Raw genomic sequence first — 17997 nt, forward strand, 5'->3', positions numbered from 1 at the left:
AACCCAAGCCGATTTTCTGGCCACCATCGATTTCCTGAACGCCCTGCCCGTGTCGGGCGTCAAGCTCCACAACTGCCTGGTGGTGGCGGGCGCGCCCCTGGCCGGGCTGTATGCGGCCGGCGCGTTCGAGCCCCTGGCCCGTTCGGCGTACGTCGACTGCGTGGCCGCGGCCATAGCCCGCCTGCGGCCGGACATCATCATCGAACGCGTAAACGCCGACCCCGCCCCGGGCGAGCTCATCGCCCCGGCCTGGGCTGCGGACAAGCGCGGCCTCTTGCGGGAGATCGAGGAACGGCTGGAAGCGGACGATGTCTGGCCAGGCGATGGGATATGCCGTAGGAAACACTCCATCCCCAGCAAGGGGTCCGGGGGGATTATCCCCCCGGCGGGTCCAGGGCAGAGCCCTGGCGAGGTGGGTCCGGGAGGGGCCTCGCCCCTCCCGGCCGCCGGAGGCATTCTTCTTCCCTCTACTCCGTTTCCTCCACCGCCGGCTCGGCCACGGCCTTGCGCGGGGCGCGACTGGTGAAGGTGAAGCTGAACAGTTCCGGAGCGCCTTCGGGCGCGGCGTCGATCTCGGCCTCGCCGCCCTTCTGGAGCTTGCCGAAGAGCATTTCCTGGGCCAGGGCGTCCTTGATCTCCTCCTGGATGACCCGGGCCAGGGGCCGCGCGCCGTAGTCGGCGTCGAAGCCCTTCTCGGCCAGCACCTGGACCGCCGCCGGGGTCAGGCGCACGAACACCCGCTTCTCGGCCATCTGCGCGTTGAGCTCGCGCAGGTACTTGTGGACGATGCGGTCCATGATGTCCGGGGTCAGGGACTTGAAGGTCACGATGCCGTCCAGGCGGTTGCGGAACTCGGGGCTGAAGAGCCGGTTGACGGCCTTGAGGCCCTTTTCCGACGAATCCTCGGCCTTGCCCGAGCCGAAGCCGATGCTCTTGGACGCCATCTCCCGCGCCCCGGCGTTGGTGGTCATGAGCAGCACCACGTGGCCGAAGTCGGCCTTGCGGCCGTTGTTGTCGGTGAGCGTGGCGTAGTCCATCACCTGGAGCAGGATGTTGAACATGTCCGGATGGGCCTTCTCGATCTCGTCGAGTAGGAGCACCGAGTACGGGTGCTTGCGGATGGCGTCGGTGAGAAGCCCGCCCTGCTCGAAGCCGACGTAGCCCGGAGGCGAGCCGATGAGGCGCGCCACGGCGTGCTTCTCCATGTATTCGCTCATGTCGAAGCGCACGAAGTGGACGCCGAGCACGGCGGCGAGCTGCTTGGCCATCTCGGTCTTGCCCACGCCCGTGGGGCCGGCGAGCAGGAACGAGCCCGTGGGCTTGCCGGCGTTGGCGAGCCCGGCCCGGGAGCGCAGGATGGCCTTGGCGATGGCCTCCACGGCCTGGTCCTGGCCGAAGATGAGGCTTTTGAGCTCGCCTTCGAGGTTCTCCAGACGCACCTTGTCGGACGACGTCACCCGGGCGGCCGGAATCTTGGCCATGGCCGCCACGACCTTCTCCACCTCGGCCACGCCGATGGCTCCCTTGGCGGCCGTGCCGGCCAGCTTGCGCACGGCCCCGGCCTCGTCGATGACGTCGATGGCCTTGTCCGGCAGAAAGCGGTCGTTGATGTGGCGCGAAGAGAGTTCCACGGCCGAGCGCAGGGCCGCCGGGGTGTAGCGCACGCCGTGGTGCTCCTCGTAGTAGCTGCGCAGGCCCTTGAGGATCTCCACGGCCTCGTCGATGGTGGGCTCGCCCACGTCGATCTTCTGGAACCGGCGCGACAGGGCCCGGTCCTTTTCGAAATGGTTCTTGTACTCCTCGTAGGTGGTGGAGCCGATGCAGCGCAGCTTGCCCGACCCCAGCACGGGCTTGAGGATGTTGGAGGCGTCGAGGGTGCCGCCGCTGGTCGCGCCCGCGCCCACGATGGTGTGGATCTCGTCCACGAAGAGGATCGCGCCGGGTTTTTGCTCGAGCTCGGACAGCACGCCCTTGAGCCGGGCCTCGAAGTCGCCCCGGTACTTGGTGCCGGCCAGAAGCGCGCCCATGTCCAGGGCGAAGATGAGCGTGTCGCGGAAGCTTTCCGGCACGTCGCCCTTGACGATGCGAAGGGCCAGGCCCTCGGCCAGGGCGGTCTTGCCCACGCCCGGATCGCCGACGAAGATGGGGTTGTTCTTGCGCCGGCGCAGCAGCACGTGGATGGTGCGGGTGAGCTCCTGGTCGCGGCCGATGAGCGGGTCGATGTCGCCCTTCTTGGCCTTGGCCACCAGGTCCACGGTGTACTGCTCCAGGGCCGAGCCGGACTTGCCGGCGGGCTGGTCCTCGCCGGCCGCGCCCTCGGTCTGCGCCTGCTCGCGGCCGCCGCCGTGCGAGATGTATTCCAGCACATCGAGGCGCGAGACGCCGTGGGACTTCAGGTAGTACACGGCGTACGAGTCTTCCTCGTCGAAAATGGCGGCCAGCACGTCCCCGACTTCCACCTGCTGCTTGCCCGAGGACTGCATCTGCATGATGGCACGTTGGAGCACGCGCTGGACGCTGATGGTCTGGACGACCTCGGCGTTGTTGTCCTGGGGCAGCGTTTCCATATGGTCGGAGAAGAACCGTTCGAGCTGGTGCTTCAGCCGCACCACGTTGGCTCCGCAATGGACCAGGATGTCCCGGCCGGTCTCCTCCAGGAGCATGGCGTACAGCAGATGCTCCAGGGTCAGATATTCGTGGTTGCGGCGCTTGACTTCCTTGACGGCGCTGGTCAACACCTTTTCGAGTTTCTTGCTCAGCATTCAGACCTCTTCCATGCTGCATTTGAGCGGGTAGCCGCTTTCCCTGGCCAGCCTGTGCACCAGGGATACCTTCAGTTCGGCCACCTCGGCGGTGAACTCGCCACACACGCCCACGCCGTTGTTGTGGACGTTCAGCATGATCTGCGTGGCCTCGTTTTCGTTTTTGTGGAACACGCCGACGAGCACCTGGACCACGAATTCCATGGTCGTGTAGTCGTCGTTGTGCAGCAACACCTTGTACCGCCGCGGCTCGCGCACGTCCTCTTCGACGCTGACGCCGATTCCCGGCTGTTCCTGTTCCATGGGCTGGCTCATGGCTTGCCGTCACCTCTTCCCTGTCGTCCGGGAAATCCGGGGCCGCACGCCCCTTGTCCATGTTCCGTCACAATATAAGTCGCCGCCCGCGCCTGTCGAGGGGGCGGCGGCCGGACGGCCGCCACGGTGCGGCCGCCTTGCGCTCCATGAAAAGGGGTACGAAAAAACGCGGCCACTGACAACAGCGTTTGCAGCGGCCTGATATTGCTTGATTTTGGCTAGGCCTTGGACAGGCCCGTCAGAAGCGACCGGCGCAGGTCGGCCGGGAAGACGAAACTGTCGGCCGGGGGCAGCCCGCGCGCGGCCAGATGGTCCTGGTGAAGCTCGTGGTAGGTCTTGGACGTGGCCTCGACCATGGACAGGCCAAGGGTTTCGGCGGCCACGGCGATCTCCCCGGGCGGGCCCTCGATCTCCACGAAGCGGCCGAAGGGCAGCTCGTCGCAGCAGACCAGCACCGGCCCGAGCCGCCAGGTCTCCCGGACCTTTTCGTAGCGCAGGCAGGGCGCGTAGCCGAGCTGGACGAAAATGGCCTCCAGGGCGGAGAGGTCCGCCACCTCGGTCTCGATCTCCCGGCGGATTTTTATGGACGGGTCGCCCGGGTCGGCGGCCGGCAGCTTGAAGGTCACCCGCCCGGCCCCGTCCCGGCGCAGGCGAAGGAGCATGTTCTTGGCGCGAAGCGCGCCCTCGGGCGTGTCCAGGACCACGTTTTCCTCGAAGCAGCGCGAGCGCCGCTCCCCGCCGGCGGCGGCCAGAGCGTCCAGCACGGCCTCGAAACCGGCCACGGCGAACTTCGATTCGATCTCTGGGGCGTCGGACACGGGCGAACTCCGCAAAGGCTACAGGTCGAGCCGGTACTTGTGGTAGGCGGCGCAGCCGCCCTCGGTGGAGACCATGCACGGCCCCACGGGCGTGGCCGGGGTGCAGGCCTTGTCGAACAGCGGACACTGGTCCGGGGCCATCTTGCCCTTGAGCACCTCGCCGCAACGGCAGCCCGGCAGCGGCGGCGACTCCACCAGGGACACCCCGGGCAGGCGCATGGCGTCGAAATCGGCGAATTCCTCGCGGATGACCAGTCCGCTTCGGGGAATGCTGCCCAGGCCGCGCCACAGGGCGTCGGCCGGGGCGAAGACCTCGTCCATGACGGCCCGGGCCACGGGGTTGCCGGCGTCGGAGACCACGCGGGTGTAGCCGTTTTTCACGGCCGGGGCCTGCGCCTCGCGCATGGCCACGATGTCGCGCAGGGCCGAAAGGATGTCCAGGGGCTCGAAGCCGGCGATCACGGCCGGAACGCGGTGCTTCTCGGCCACGAAGGCGTAGGGGGCCGCGCCGATGACGGCCGAGACGTGGCCGGGCAGGACGAAGGCGTCCACGTTGATGTCGGGATCGGAGAGCAAGGCCTCCAGCGCCGGCGGCACCAGCTTGTGGAAGGAGAGCACCCGGAAGTTGCGCAGGTTCTTCTCCCTGGCCAGCCGTATGGTCGCTGCCACGGCCGGGGCCGTGGTCTCGAAGCCGACGCCGAGGAAGACGACCGTGCGGCCGGGATTGGCCTCGGCCACGGCCAGGGCGTCCACGGGCGAATAGACGACCTCCACCCGGGCGCCGTCGGCCTTGGCCGTCTTGAGGTTGCGTCCCTTGGGCCCGGGCACGCGCATGAGGTCGCCGAAAGTGGCCAGGACCACGTCGTCGCGGCCGGCCAGGTCCAGAAAGCAGGCCACTTCCGATTCGTGGGTGACGCACACCGGGCAGCCGGGGCCGGTCACGTGGGTGATGGTCGGCGGCAGAAGCGCCCGCAGACCCGACTGGAAGATGGCCACGGTGTGGGTGCCGCACACCTCCATGAAGCGCAGGGGCCGCACGGCCTCCTCGGTCAGGCGCGCCAGCAGCGCCCGGCACAGGGCCGGGTCCTTGAAGGCGTCAAATGAGTTCAAGGTTCAGGCCTTCCTGGAAGAGCTTGATGGTTTCCAGGGCGTCCTCGCGGTCCAGGCGGCGGATGGCGAAGCCGGCGTGGACGATGACGAAGTCGCCCACGGCCGGCGCGGCGTCGATGAGGTCCAGGCGCACCTGGCGCGTGACGCCGCCGATTTCCACGTCGGCCACTTTTTCGTTGATGGCGGTGATTTCCATGGGCACGGCAAGGCACATAGGGCGGGCTCCTCCCCGAAGGGGGCTTGGCGGCGGACGGCGCGTCCGCCGCGTGGGCAGTATATGCGCATCCCGGGCGCGCTTGTCAAAACGCGCCGGCCTACTCCCGGTCCGCCGCCTCCACGACCTCCAGGGCCTTGAAGCACTTGGGCGGAATGAGTTCCTGGTGCACGGCGAAGCGGGCCTTGGCGGCCGCCTTGTCGGGGGATTCGGCCGCGACCTCGATCTCGCCGGAAACGGGCTCCTCGACCTTGGTCCGGTAGGCCACTTCATAGTCGCCCGAGTCCAGGGCGCGAATGGTCAGGGGCTCGAAATGGAAATAGGGCTCGTCGGCGCGTTCGTCGGGATGGACCCTGGCCTGGGCGGCCAGCATGGCCTGGCCCTTGCCCGAGGCGGCCACCACCTCCACGCCTTCCCTTTCCCGCATCAACCTGGTTTCGTAGCGCACGCGATATGTTTTCATGGCGATCCGCGCCGGCGCGAGGGGAAGCCCCACGCCGGCCTTTGCTTTTTCCCGAGGGGTTGCTATCACCGTCCGACGACGGCGTCACCGTTTCACCGCTTACCGCCGGCGTTTGCCATGCCCGAAGACATTTTTTCCCGCCCCACCGACCCCATGCCCGCCACGCTCCCCGAAGAGCGACCCTTGCCGGCCGCCCCGCCCCGGGTGGACCCCGTGCCGAGCGACGAGCAGTGCCGCCTGCTCTGGGACGCCTACGGCATGCTGCAAAACATCCGGGAGCACAGCGAGCTCGTGGCCTGCGTGGCCACGGCCCTGGCCGAGGCGGCGGCGCGGGCCGGCCTTCCGGTCAACGTGGCCGAGGTCCGGGCGGCGGCCCTGCTCCACGACCTGGCCAAGACCTACACCATCCGCCACGGCGGCAACCACTGCCAGCTCGGCGGGGCCTGGGTGCAGGAGATCACGGGCAATCCGGCCCTGGCGCAAGGCGTGGCCTGCCACGTCTCCTGGCCCGAGGCCGTGGACATCCGCGCCAATTTCCTGCCGCTCGTGCTCATCTACAGCGACAAGCGGGTCAAGCACAACCAGGTCGTCACCCTGGAGTCCCGGTTCGACGACCTGCTCGTGCGCTACGGCAAGACGGAGTACATCCGCGAGCGCATCCGCGAATCCTTCCAACAGGCCGAGGCCATCGAACGCGCCCTGGCCCAAACCCTGGACATGAATCTCCATGAAAGTACTTTTGGTTGCGGGGGGCTGGTCGAGTGAACGCGAAGTGTCCCTGTCCGGGGCCAGGCAAATCGCCAAGGCCCTGGAAAGCCTCGGGCACATCGTCGCGCCCTGGGACTTCTCCCAGGATTTCCCGAGCTTCCTCGGCGCGGCCAAGGCCTGCGACTTCGTCTTCCTGAACCTCCACGGCGCGCCCGGCGAGGACGGCCTGCCGCAGGCGCTGCTCGACGCGGCCGGCGTGCCCTACCAGGGCGCGGGCCCGGCCGGGTCGTTCCTGGCCCTGTCCAAAGCCGCCTCCAAGCAGCTTTTCGCCGCGGCCGGCCTGGCCACGCCCCGCTGGGTCTTCCTGCCCGGGCCGCCGCCGGCGGGTTTCGCCCCGGATTTTCCCCCGCCCTGGTTCGTCAAGCCCAACAGCGGCGGCTCGAGCGTACACATGTCCCTGGTGCGCGACCCGGCCGCCCTGCCGGCGGCCCTGGCCAAGGTCTTCGCCACGGGCGACGCGGCCCTCGTCGAGGAAGGCATCGACGGCACGGAGCTGACCTGCCCCGTGCTCGGCGACGTCGCCCTGCCGCCCATCCTCATCCGGCCCAAGGCCGGGGAATTCTTCGACTACGCCAGCAAGTACGAGCCGGACGCCGCCGACGAGATCTGTCCGGCCCCCATCCCGGCCGCCCTGACCGAGGAGATCGGCCGCGTCACCCTGGCCGCCCACAAGGCCTTGGGGCTCGACGGCTACAGCCGGGCCGACTTCATGCACGACGGCGAACGCCTCATGCTGCTCGAGGTCAACACCCTGCCGGGCATGACGCCGACGAGCCTGCTCCCCCGGTCGGCCCGGGCAGTGGGCCTGGACTTTCCGGCGCTCATCGCCCGGCTCATCGAACTGGGGCTTGCGCGCCGGGGCAAGAGGCCTTAATTGACCGCAACCGGCGGGCGCGCCCGGCCTTTACGCCGACCCCGTTCCCTTGTACGCTGCCTGCGGCCGATTTTCACGGCCAAGGCCCAAGACCCGCGGAGACATGCATGAAAGCCATTCTGGCCCTTGAAGACGGGACCCTTTTTCACGGCCAAACCTTTACCGGCCAGGGCAGCGCCGGCGGCGAGGTCATCTTCAACACCGGCATGACCGGCTACCAGGAAGTGCTGACCGATCCGTCCTACACCGGGCAGATGGTCTGCATGACCTACCCCCATGTGGGCAACTACGGCATCAACCCCGAGGACATGGAATCGGCCCAAATCCGGGTGGCCGGGTTCATCGTCAAGGAATGCTGCAAGGAGCCCTCCAACTGGCGCTCCACCATGACCCTGCCCGAATACCTGACCAGCCAGGGCGTGACGGGCATCGAGGGCATCGACACCCGGGCGCTCACCCGCCACCTGCGCCTGCACGGGGCCATGCGCGGCTACATCTCCACCGACGTCTCCGACCCCCGCAAGGCAGTGGAGGCGGCCAAGGGCCTGCCCTCCATGGAGGGCCTGGGCCTGGCCGACCGGGTGTCCTGCGACGCGCCCTTCGTCTGGACCGGCAACGGCATCGCCCCGGCGAAGATCGTGGACGGCCGCTACGACTGGCCCGGCGACGGCCCGCGCCTGCTCGTCTTCGACATGGGCATCAAGTGGAACATCATGCGACTTCTCAGCGCCCAGGGCTTCGACCTGCTCATGGTGCCCCACACCACCACGGCCGAGCAGGCCAAGCGCCTGGCCCCGGACGCCGTGTTCCTCTCCCCCGGCCCCGGCGACCCGGCCGCGCTGACGGACCTGGTCCAGACCACGGCCGCATTGGCCGACGCCTATCCCCTGGCCGGCATCTGCCTGGGGCACCAGCTCCTGGGTCTGGCCCTTGGCGGCAGGACCTACAAGCTCAAGTTCGGGCACCACGGCCTCAACCATCCGGTCAAGGACCTGGAAACGGGCCGCATCGAAATTTCCTCGCAAAACCACGGTTTTTGCGTGGACATCGAAAGCCTGTCCGACGTAGAGTTGACGCACGTGAACCTCAACGACGGCACTCTGGAAGGCTTCGCGCACAAGAAAAAGCCCGTCATCGCCATCCAGTTCCACCCGGAGGCGGCGCCCGGGCCCCACGACAGCCGGTATTTCTTCACCCGTTTCCGCAACATCGTGCGCCGGGAGACGGGCAAGTAGACACAAAGGCGCCGATCCGACGGTGAAGTCGCATGTCCGCGGAACTGACCAAGGCCCGGGCCCAGATCAACAAGGTCGGGACGTTTCTCAAGCAGGCCAAGCCCCTGCCCGCCGTCTCGGCCTTGTACGAAGCCGTCAACGCCGTTCTGCGCACGCCCCTGATGAAGGCGGAGAAGGAAGAGTTCTCCAGGCTCATCAACGACGCCGTGCTGCTCCTCAACGGCGACCGCAACCTGCGCAAGATCTATCCGCTCATCCTCGAATTCAGCCCGGGCGGCGAGAAGGAACTCGCCGACACCCTGGTCGGCGTCCTGACCGAACTCCAGGCCACGGCCGTGGAAGAGGCCAAGGACATCATCGCGGACATGGAGCAGCGCATCACCAAGGGCCTGGCCGAAGGCAAGCTGCTCATCGAGGAGAAGCGCTTCGACGAGGCCCGGCAGGTCCTGGAGAAGCTGGCCAAGGAGTTTCCCAACGACGCGGACCTGCGCGCCCGCATCGCCGAGCTGTTCATCAGCGGCGACCTCTACGAGGAAGCCTTCAAGTACCTCGACGAGGCCATCGAGCTTTCCCCGGACCAGATCCACCACTACAACCGCATCGGCATCGTGCTGCGCAAGCTGCGCAAGTACGACATCGCGGAAAAGTACTTCATGCGCGCCGTGGAATTCGCCAAGTCCGATCCCAACCTCTACTTCAACCTGGGCCGGGTCTATCTGGACTGGCAGCGCTGGGACAAGGCCGAACGGGCTTCCCGCCTGGCCCTGCGCCTCTCCCCGGCCTTCATCGAGGCCCACAAGCTCCTCAACTTCGCCCTGAAGAAGCAGGGCAAGGACCCCGAACCCGCCCCGGCGGGCTGAAGACCCCGCCTCCTGCGGCGCATTGTCTGCGTCACCCTGTTTCACGACTGCCGTGCATCACGATCGCCGGGCCCCCACGCCTGCCGTGCCGACGCCTGTCTGCCTCCGCAGCCGCCGGGCCGTGGCGCTGGGCCTTCCGTGCCCCAGCGCGGCCTCTTGGACGGCGTCTCCCGTCAGGCCAAGCAAAAGGGCACAAGGCCCTGCCCCGCGGCCGTAAAGCACCCCCGGATGGCCGCCGGGGTGTCCAGCAGGATCGACTCAGCCCCGCGCCCGTAAAGCGCCCACCTCCCTTCACCGCGTCAGGCCCGGTCGCTTTTGCGCACCGGCGGTGACCTCCCATTTGCCCAAGCGAAGCAAAGCCTTCCCCGGGCGCGAAAACGCGTGCGCGCCTAGCCGCCTCACGTCACGTCCGCGAGAACGAAGCATGTGCATATCGCTGGTAAAATTCTTGAATAGCAGTATTTATTTAAAAAACCATCGTACAGGCAAGGGAAGAGGCGCTAGCCGTCCCGGCCGACCACGATATCGACGATCTCGGGCGCGCCCCAGGCCGGGGCCAGCCGGGCCAGCTCCGCTTTGGGCAACTGGACCAGGACCGGGTGCTTGGCGGCGTCGATCCAGGCCAGGATCGCCAGCATGGCCGGTTCGTTCATGGCCGTGCAGCCGACGGTCGGCGCGCCCGGGCGACGCCACAGGTGCATGAAGATGCACGAGCCCGCCCCGGGCTTGGTGTCGGGCGCGTTGTGGTCGACCATGAGCCCGTAGCGGTAGAGGCCGTCGGGCCGCAGCATGCGGTCCGGACTGTCCCAGTCCCGCACGGCCACGGTGTTCTCGTCCAGGATGCGGTTGTACTGGCTGGAGTTGATGGTTTCCACGCAAACCGTCTGGTTCGTGACCTTGTGCACGGGCATCTTGGCCGGAGCCCAGAGGTTGGCCGGCTCGTAGGCGAAGATGGTGGAGAAGGTGAAGACCCCGGCCGGGGACTTGCCGTCGCCCTCGACCTTGACCGGGCCGCCGGCCGGCGGCGCGCCGTGGAGTCCCCGGCCCCAGGCCAGACCGTTCTTGCCGATCGTCACGGCCACGTCGTCGCCGACCGGCCGCCAGGGGCCGTCGCCCGAGCGCTCGAACCGGCGAAGCCTGGCCTGGTCGGTGGAAAAATCCTCGGTCGCCACCACCACCATCTGCCGGGCCCCGGCCAGGGGCGAGGCTTGGCGGGAGGCGGCCGTGGAGGTCGACACGGCCGACACCGGACGTTTGGAAGCGGTCTGGCAGGCGGCGAGGACGGCGACGAGGCACAATACGAGCGGGAAGACAAGATGCTGACGGCGCATGGGCGTCTCCGTGTGTTTGGGGATATTGCGGGTCGTTGGGACAGGCTTACACCCATTTCCCGCGTCCTGGCCAGGGGTTGCCGTGATTTCCCCCGTCTTTGCCCTCTCCATGGGTGCCTTCGCCATAGCGTCACGTCAAGAGGACTTGTCCGGCGGCGCTAAACGGGGCATGCTGCTTGAGAATCGAACAACACGCCCGGGCAGGCCGGCTGGCCGACCCGGACGCCAAGACCGGGGCGCGTTCCCTCCCCCGGGCCGGGAGTGCGCCAATGATCCACTGGGACCCCAGTCTGTCCGTGGGCGTCGCGGAAATCGACGCCCAGCATCAGGCCATCATCGATCTGGTCAATGGCCTCGAAAGCAAGCAGGGATGCGAGGAGCCGGCTGTGGTGGCCGAAGCCCTGCGCTTTTTGCGCGACTACTTCGACCGGCACTTCGCCATGGAGGAGAGCCTCATGCGCGAGACCGGTTACCCGCAGTTGGCGGAACACGCCGGGCAACACGAGCTTTTCGTCAACAACGTCATCTTTTTCGAGATCGAAAAGGAATTCGGCTTGGTGACGAGCCAGATGATCGACGACCTGCTGGTCTTTCTCACGGGCTGGATCGTGGACCACATCGCCAATCGGGACAAGGCCCTGGGCGAATACCTGCGCGGCGGGGGCTAGCCGCCCGCCGGTCGGGGACGGTGGGCCGGGGACACGGCACGGGACCGCCAGCGCGGATATCAGGCCAGGGAAACGAGCAGCTCGGCCACCTTGCGGCTGTCGGCCTGGCTGGGATCGTCCTCCCGGGCCAGGGGCACGTCCAGGACCTCCACGCCCAGGCGGCGGATGGCGGCCAGGTCCAGGGCGTTTTCGTAGGCCCCGTGCGCGGCATCCACCAGCACGAAGCGCAGCAGGTCCTGGCGCTGGCAGGGCTTGGCGCAGCCGGCTTCCAGGGTTTCCAGGAGCCGGGCCACCTGGCCGGCCACGGTCATGCCGTACTGCTCCGGATCGTGGCCGAGGTTGGGGATGTAGACCTTGGGGCAGGTGTTGGCGGCCACGGCGTCGCCCACGCCCTGGGGCAGCAGGTTGGCCAGCAGGCTCGAATAGAAGCTGCCGAAAGGATAGCAGATCACGTCGGCCTGGCGGATGAGGACTTCGGTCTTCTCGCGGATGCGCACCGTGGTCGGCGTCGGGTCGTCGAGGGTCTGCGTCAGCCACATCCGCGTGATGGGCGCGTCGATGGGCGCGGCCTCCTTGCCGGTCATGCGATGCTGGCCGATGACGACCCGGCCGTTTTCCAGCTCGCAGGCCAGGTGCAGATCGGCGTTGACCACCGGGCGCACCACGCCGCGCGCCTCCACCAGCTTCATGAACAAGTAGATGACCGGATCGAGCATGCGGTTGTAGTTGAAATAGCCGCCGGTCAGGATGCAGTTGCCGATGCTGGCCCCGCGCAGGTCGAAGGATTCGGGGCGGCGCTGCTCGAAAAAACGCAGATGGGTGCGGATGATCTTGCGCATGGGGTCGGGCACGCGGCGCACGAGCGGGTCCTCGCCGGCGATCATCCGGTGCAGGCGCTTGACGAGCTCCTCCTGGGAGGCGTCCTTGGGCAGGCGATAGGCGAACAGCTCGAACACGGCCGGATTGCCGGTGATGGAACGGTCGGCCAGGGCCATGATGCGGTTGCGCAGGTCGCCCACGGCCGGCATGGCGAAATGGCGGCGCAGCACGGCCGAGGAGCCGCCGGAATCGAAGGGCGTGATAAGGTGGATCGAGTTGGCGGTGTATTCGATGAGCGTTTCGCTTAAGCCCCGAAGCGCCGTGCCGCCGCTGAAGAAGAGGACCTTCGGGCCGAGCTCCGGGGCGCGCCGGTACAAGGTCGCCTTGGCGGCGTCGGGCAGGCGGATGTTTCGGGCGATGGTCACGCGCGCGGAGGATTTCTTGTCGGGCACGGCCGTTCCTTTTTGACTGTCCGAAAAATGGCGTCGTCTCCGGGCGCTCAGGCGGGGCAGGCCGCGGCGGCCCTGGCGTCGAGAAGGTCCAGGCACAGGGCGGCGGCGCGGGGGAAGTCCGTCCCGCCCTCGAGCAGCAGCACCGGGCAGTCGGCGAGAAGTTCGAGATACTCCTCGGGGCGGGCCCGGCGCGGCCCCTCCTCGAAAAAGACCCCCAGATCCTTCATGAAGGCGGGGAGCAGCGCCTCCCGCTCCCGGCCCTCGACCCAGCGTTCGTCCAGGCCTCCCCGGTCGGGACGCCAGCGCAGCACGACCAGGGCGGCCAGCGTCGAGCGCAGCCTGAACCGACCCGGGCCGAAGCAGTCGCGGATGGGCACGTCGTGCTTGCGTTCGAGCGTCCACAGCGCCTCGCGCGACAGGCGGGCGTAGCCGGCGCGCTCCTCCTCGGTGAGCAGCGGCGCCAGGCGGTCGTTGTGCAGCATCGTGCCCGGATTGACGCGGGGCATACGGGCCACGCCGGTCATGACCAGGCCCTGCTCCGCCGGCCCGACCAGGAGCCGGTCGTTGGAGGAAAACGACGCTCCGTGGCGCATGATCTCCAGGGCCAGGGTGGACTTCCCCGCCCCGGCGAAGCCCGCTATGGCCAGCCCCGCCCCGGCGACGGACACGCCGGCGGCATGGAAGAGCAGCGCCCCGTCCCGCAGCTCCCGGTCGGCGGCCCGGGCATTGATGCAGTTGACGACCTGGTCGACATGGCCGACGCACGGCCCGAGCACGTAGTGCCCGCCGCGCCCGAACACGAGCCACATGCCGGTGCGCCGCTTGCGCACCGCCCGGCCGTCGGCCAGGTCCGCATACTCTTCCTTGGCCTCGTCGTCTGCGCCTTCCCACAGCACGAAAGGCAGGTCCAGGGACACCGGGCCGTGGTCCAGGACCGTCACCTCGATGTCCGCCGCGTCCGCGTCGCCGGGAAAATCCCGGTAATGGTCGGCCAGGGCGTCCATGACCGCCCCGGAGTTGGAACGCAGGCGCACCCCGGTCCGGCCCAGGCGCAGGCCGAGGACGAGAGGGGCCGAAACGCCCCGGGCGTAGGCCTCGGCGACGCCGCGGCAGGTGACCGGTCCTTGCTCCATGCGCTTTTTCTCGCCACGCTTTCCGGGCGTTACCTGGGCTGGCACTGCTGGCTCAGCGTCGCGCCCTTGAGGATGAAAACGACCACCTCGGCCAGGTTGGCGGCGTAGCCGCCCATGCGCTCGAAGCACCGGGCCGCCAGGATCGCCCGCACCGAGGCTTCCGGCTGGGCATGGCACTGGGACAGGGCCTCGGTGATGCAGCGCATGGCCGCCGTGGCCAGTTCCCTGGCCTGCTCGTCCAGGCGGCAGACTTCCATGGCCTGGTTCAGGTCGTCCGCGACGAAGGCTTGGGTGACCAGGCCGAACATGTGCGCCGTGTGGGCGGCCAGGGCTTCCAGGGACTTGTCGCAGTCGCCGGGCAGGCCGGGCCCGTTCAGGGCGCTTTCGGCCACGCCCACGGCCTCGTCGGCCAGCCGTTCCAGGTTGATGCTGGCCCGAGCGTAGCCCACGATGCGGCGCAGGTCGAGGGCCACGGGCTGCTCCAGGGCCAACAGGCGCAGGCAGGTTTCGTCGAGGTCGCAGGCCTGTTGGTTGATGCCCTTGTCCGCCTCCATGATCTGGCGGGCCACCGCTCCGTCGTTTTGCAGATAGGCCGCCACGGCCCCCTGCCTGGAGGTCTCGACGCACTGGAACAGCGCGACGACGCGCGCCTTGAGGGCCTCCAGTTCCGCGTGGAAATGCGATCTCGGTTCCATCTCTCAAGCTCCCGACGCCCTGGTTTCAGGGCCTTGTTTGACGTGTGATTTTCAAGGCGACGAGCCGACCCCACGCGTATGCTTTCCAAGGCATGGCGACTCCACCTGGGAGGATGTGCCGGGATTTCGCGAACCATGAAAAACCGGCCGCGCCGCCGTGGGCAGCCGGCACGCCACGAAATCACTGACAAACCACCTTGACGATCCCGCCATGGAAATGTGGCGAACAGGTGACAATGAGTCGAGTGTCCGGCCGGAGATGACAACGCAACGTCCTTCGGTAGGGCCGTCGGACGTCGGCGATCGGGGGATGCGCCGCGCGTGCCGCCGGTCCCGGCCTGGCCGCAACAGCCGCTTCCGGCGGAGCCGCGCCCGGACGCGCCCATCGCGGCGGGCCTTACCGGGACTTGCGCCGCAGCAGGTACTCGAGCAGCAGGGCGGCCAGGGCCTCCGGGTTCTCCATGGCCACGGCGCGCCGGGAAAACTCCCGGGCCAGGGAGCGCTCGCCCAGGGCCCGCAGCACCGACATCCCCTGCCGGCGCAACCCTTCGGCCTGCGCCGCCACGTCGCGGGGTTCGAGCATGGACGGTTCCATGCCATTCCCATGCGCCGCCGCCGCGCCCGGAACAAGCGTCATTTGCGTGACGATCCGTTCCCGCGCGTCAACAAAAGAGCGGGCAACCGCAACCGGCCCGCCACGGGGCGGCGCTAGAAGGCCCAAACGCCGCCCGACGCCGCCACGGCCCGTCCCGCCGCCGGTCGTCCCGCCGGTCCTTTTCCTTCTAAGGAGAGACCATGAAGATCGACCTGCACGTGCATTCCAAATTTTCCACCCGGCCCTCCCAGTGGGTGCTGCAAAAGCTCAACTGCCCGGAGAGCTTCACCGAGCCCATGCGCATCTACGAGGAGGCCAAGCGCAAGGGCATGGGCCTGGTCACCATCTCCGACCACAACCGCATCGAAGGGGCGCTGTCCATCGCCCACCTGCCCGACACCTTCATCAGCGAGGAAGTGACTTCCTACTTCCCGGAAGACCGCTGCAAGGTCCACGTGCTGGTCTACGACATCAACGAAGCCATCCACCGGGAACTCCAGCGCCTGCGCGAGAACGTCTACGACCTGGTGGACTACCTGCGCCGGGAGAACATCCACCACGCCGCGGCCCACCCCCTCTTCGGGGTCAACGACCGCATCACCGTGCCGAATTTCGAAAAGCTCCTGCTGCTCTTTCGCAACTTCGAGATCAACGGCGCGCGCGACGCCTGGCAAAACGACTGCCTGCGCGAGATCATCCCGAGCCTCGGCGAGGACGCCATCTGGCGGCTGGCCGAGAAGTACGGCATCGACCCCGGCTATACCCAGCCCTGGCGCAAGAACCTCATCGGCGGCTCCGACGACCACAGCGCCCTCTACATCGCCTCCACCTACACCCACGTGGACGGCGCGACCAACCTCAGGGAATTCCTCGACGGCCTGGAAAACGGCGCGGCCAGGGCCGTGGGCGCGTCCTCCACGCCCCGCACCATGGCCCGCACCCTCTACAGCATCGCCTACCAGTACTACAAACACCGCTTCAGCATCGATCGCTTCCTGGACAAGGACGTGAGCCTCAAGGTCATCGACCGCTTCCTCGAACCGGGCGAACAGGCCAGCGTCGGGCTGGCCTTCAAGCTGCGCACCAGGATCGTGCGCACCCTCACCCGCCGCCGCTCCACGGCCAACACGCCGCTCAAAGACCTCATCCGCACCGAGACCGAGTCGCTCATCCGCTCCGACGCCACGCTCATGGAATTCGCCCAGGCCGGCGTGCTCAACGGCGAGAACCTGGAAAGCGGCTGGTTCTCCTTCGTCAACCGGGCCACCAACCGCATCGCCTCCCACTTCGCCCGGACGCTGCTGGACCACGTCAGCGGGGCCAACGTTTTCGACATCTTCGGCACCCTGGGCTCGGCCGGGGCGCTCTACACCATGCTCGCCCCCTACTTCCTGGCCTACTCCATCTTCACCAAGGACCGGCAGTTCAGCACCGAGGTCCGCAAGGCCGTCACCGGAAAAAACGGCCAGGGCGACGAAGTCCGCGTGGCCCACTTCACCGACACCTTCCACGAGATCAACGGCGTCTCGGGCACCCTGCGCCAGCAGGCCGAACTGGCCATCCGCACCGGCAAGGGCCTGTCCATCGTCACCTGCGACCACGGCCAGCGCGTCTTCGAGCCGGGAGTCCAGAACTTCAAGCCCATCGGCGTCTACCACCTGGACGAATACCCGGACCAGAAGCTCTTCTACCCGCCGCTTCTGGAAATGCTCCACTACGTCTACGCCGGCGGCTTCACCCGCATCCACTCGGCCACGCCCGGCCCCATCGGCCTGGCTGCGCTGTGCATCGCCAAGACCCTGCGCCTGCCCATCTACGGCACCTACCACACCGCCCTGCCCCAGTACGCGCAGATTCTCACCGGCGACGAGGCCATGGAAGACCTCACCTGGAAATTCATCATCTGGTACTACAACCAGATGGACCTCGTTTACATCCCCTCCCGGGAAACCGGGCGGGAACTCGAGGAGAAGGGCCTCGACCCGGCCAAACTGCGGCTGTTTCCCCGGGGCGTGGACGTCGCCCGCTTCCACCCGGCCAAGCGCTCGGACGACGTCGCCGGCCGCTTCCAGATGGGCGGCGGCCCGCGCCTGCTCTACGCCGGCCGGGTGTCCCGCGAGAAGGACCTGCACCTGCTGGCCCAGGCCTTTCGGGCCGTCAGCGCCAAGCGCAAGGACGCGACCCTGACCGTGGTCGGTGACGGCCCCTTCCTCGACGAGTTGCGCGCCCTGCTCGAAGGCACGCCCACCACCTTCACCGGCTACCGCGAAGGCGAGGAACTGGCGGCGCTTTTCGCCAGCAGCGACCTGTTCGTCTTCCCCAGCGCCACCGACACCTTCGGCAACGTCGTGCTGGAAGCCCAAGCCTCGGGACTGCCCATCATCGTCACCGACCAGGGCGGACCCATGGAAAACATCCTGCCCGGCGAGACCGGACTGGTCGTGCCGGCCGGCGACGCCGCCGCGCTCCAGGCGGCCATGGAAACCCTGCTCGCCGATCCCGCGCGCATGCGGACCATGGGCCTGGCCGGCCGGGCCTACGCCGAGGAACGCACCATCGAACAGGCCTTCGAAGACTACTGGGCCATGTACGACGGCGACGCCGTGGCCGCGCCCGCCACCGACGCCGCGCCCAGGCCCGAAAAGCCCCAGCGCATGGTCGTCGCCGCCTAACTGTTGGAAGAACCGGGACGCTGTCCCGGCCCTGCCAGGGCGTTGCCCTGGACCCATCGGGGCGTTGCCCCGAACCCCACTGGGGGGAGTCACTCCCCCCAGGCCCCCCCGTCGGCGTGGTCGGACGGGGGGACTGCGGTCACCGGTGCGGTTTGCCTTGGCGGACCGAAGATGGGGGCGGAATTTCGCCTGCCGCTGCCGCCGCTGACGCGG

The 17997-nt window shown here is 68.0% G+C and carries 17 protein-coding genes and 1 pseudogene; 7 read left to right on the forward strand and 11 right to left on the reverse strand.

Translation table 11 applies throughout. The features are described 5' to 3' along the window. Positions 1 to 526: pseudogene (locus Q1K70_RS21970) on the forward strand (hypothetical protein); the annotation flags it as partial. On the opposite strand, the gene clpA reads toward Q1K70_RS21970, so the two are convergent. From clpA to Q1K70_RS22000, 6 genes are all read right to left on the reverse strand, one after another. Continuing rightward, positions 468 to 2762 (reverse strand): ATP-dependent Clp protease ATP-binding subunit ClpA, encoded by a 2295-nt coding sequence (clpA, locus tag Q1K70_RS21975; protein ID WP_300164871.1) that lies wholly within the window; start codon positions 2760 to 2762, stop codon positions 468 to 470. The pseudogene Q1K70_RS21970 and the gene clpA overlap by 59 nt on opposite strands. Further along, positions 2763 to 3065 carry an ATP-dependent Clp protease adapter ClpS gene (gene clpS, locus Q1K70_RS21980; protein ID WP_300164915.1) on the reverse strand — a complete coding sequence of 101 codons (303 nt, stop codon included), beginning with the start codon at positions 3063 to 3065 and terminating at the stop codon, positions 2763 to 2765. A gap of 230 nt (positions 3066 to 3295) precedes the next feature. Beyond that, positions 3296 to 3895 carry a class IV adenylate cyclase gene (locus Q1K70_RS21985; protein ID WP_300164874.1) on the reverse strand — a complete coding sequence of 200 codons (600 nt, stop codon included), beginning with the start codon at positions 3893 to 3895 and terminating at the stop codon, positions 3296 to 3298. Between the two features lie 18 nt (positions 3896 to 3913). Beyond that, positions 3914 to 5005, reverse strand: coding sequence for a hydrogenase formation protein HypD (gene hypD, locus Q1K70_RS21990; protein ID WP_300164877.1), 1092 nt, complete (start codon positions 5003 to 5005; stop codon positions 3914 to 3916). Continuing rightward, complete coding sequence (locus Q1K70_RS21995; protein WP_300164880.1) at positions 4992 to 5219, reverse strand: HypC/HybG/HupF family hydrogenase formation chaperone; 228 nt, start codon at positions 5217 to 5219, stop codon at positions 4992 to 4994. Before Q1K70_RS21995 ends, hypD begins: the two co-directional genes overlap by 14 nt. A 100-nt stretch (positions 5220 to 5319) precedes the next feature. Further along, positions 5320 to 5682 carry a hypothetical protein gene (locus tag Q1K70_RS22000; protein WP_300164883.1) on the reverse strand — a complete coding sequence of 121 codons (363 nt, stop codon included), beginning with the start codon at positions 5680 to 5682 and terminating at the stop codon, positions 5320 to 5322. 153 nt (positions 5683 to 5835) lie between these two features. Here Q1K70_RS22000 and Q1K70_RS22005 point away from each other — a divergent pair, with 153 nt between their 5' ends. The 4 genes from Q1K70_RS22005 to Q1K70_RS22020 all read left to right on the forward strand — a co-directional run bounded on the left by Q1K70_RS22005 (position 5836) and on the right by Q1K70_RS22020 (position 9419). Next, positions 5836 to 6447, forward strand: a complete 612-nt coding sequence (locus tag Q1K70_RS22005; protein WP_300164917.1) for an HDIG domain-containing metalloprotein — start codon at positions 5836 to 5838, stop codon at positions 6445 to 6447. Further along, complete coding sequence (locus tag Q1K70_RS22010; RefSeq protein ID WP_300164886.1) at positions 6410 to 7324, forward strand: D-alanine--D-alanine ligase; 915 nt, start codon at positions 6410 to 6412, stop codon at positions 7322 to 7324. Before Q1K70_RS22005 ends, Q1K70_RS22010 begins: the two co-directional genes overlap by 38 nt. A gap of 107 nt (positions 7325 to 7431) precedes the next feature. Next, positions 7432 to 8559 (forward strand): glutamine-hydrolyzing carbamoyl-phosphate synthase small subunit, encoded by a 1128-nt coding sequence (gene carA / locus Q1K70_RS22015; protein ID WP_300164889.1) that lies wholly within the window; start codon positions 7432 to 7434, stop codon positions 8557 to 8559. A 32-nt stretch (positions 8560 to 8591) separates the two neighbouring features. Continuing rightward, the gene (locus tag Q1K70_RS22020; RefSeq protein ID WP_300164892.1) at positions 8592 to 9419 is read left to right on the forward strand and encodes a tetratricopeptide repeat protein; all 828 of its coding nucleotides are present in this window, start codon (positions 8592 to 8594) and stop codon (positions 9417 to 9419) included. Positions 9420 to 9919: 500 nt separating this feature from the next. On the opposite strand, the gene Q1K70_RS22025 is transcribed toward Q1K70_RS22020, so the two are convergent. After that, positions 9920 to 10750 (reverse strand): hypothetical protein, encoded by an 831-nt coding sequence (locus tag Q1K70_RS22025; protein ID WP_300164894.1) that lies wholly within the window; start codon positions 10748 to 10750, stop codon positions 9920 to 9922. 269 nt (positions 10751 to 11019) lie between these two features. Between Q1K70_RS22025 and Q1K70_RS22030 the strand changes: the two genes are divergently transcribed. Next, entirely contained in the window at positions 11020 to 11418 is a 399-nt protein-coding gene (locus tag Q1K70_RS22030) for a bacteriohemerythrin (RefSeq protein WP_300164897.1), read from the forward strand. 59 nt (positions 11419 to 11477) lie between these two features. Here Q1K70_RS22030 and Q1K70_RS22035 read toward each other — a convergent pair whose 3' ends face one another. From Q1K70_RS22035 to Q1K70_RS22050, 4 genes are all read right to left on the reverse strand, one after another. Further along, the gene (locus tag Q1K70_RS22035; protein WP_300164900.1) at positions 11478 to 12689 is read right to left on the reverse strand and encodes a GAK system CofD-like protein; all 1212 of its coding nucleotides are present in this window, start codon (positions 12687 to 12689) and stop codon (positions 11478 to 11480) included. A 47-nt stretch (positions 12690 to 12736) separates the two neighbouring features. After that, positions 12737 to 13822, reverse strand: a complete 1086-nt coding sequence (locus tag Q1K70_RS22040; protein ID WP_300164904.1) for an HprK-related kinase B — start codon at positions 13820 to 13822, stop codon at positions 12737 to 12739. Positions 13823 to 13851: 29 nt separating this feature from the next. Beyond that, entirely contained in the window at positions 13852 to 14517 is a 666-nt protein-coding gene (gene phoU, locus Q1K70_RS22045; RefSeq protein WP_300164907.1) for a phosphate signaling complex protein PhoU, read from the reverse strand. A gap of 397 nt (positions 14518 to 14914) precedes the next feature. Further along, positions 14915 to 15100, reverse strand: a complete 186-nt coding sequence (locus tag Q1K70_RS22050; protein ID WP_300164910.1) for a hypothetical protein — start codon at positions 15098 to 15100, stop codon at positions 14915 to 14917. 212 nt (positions 15101 to 15312) lie between these two features. On the opposite strand from Q1K70_RS22050, the gene Q1K70_RS22055 reads away from it, so the two are divergent. Beyond that, entirely contained in the window at positions 15313 to 17784 is a 2472-nt protein-coding gene (locus Q1K70_RS22055) for a glycosyltransferase (RefSeq protein ID WP_300164912.1), read from the forward strand. Positions 17785 to 17997 lie beyond the last annotated feature (213 nt).

This window comes from Solidesulfovibrio sp., from assembly GCF_029978005.1.
Lineage (GTDB): Bacteria > Desulfobacterota > Desulfovibrionia > Desulfovibrionales > Desulfovibrionaceae > Solidesulfovibrio.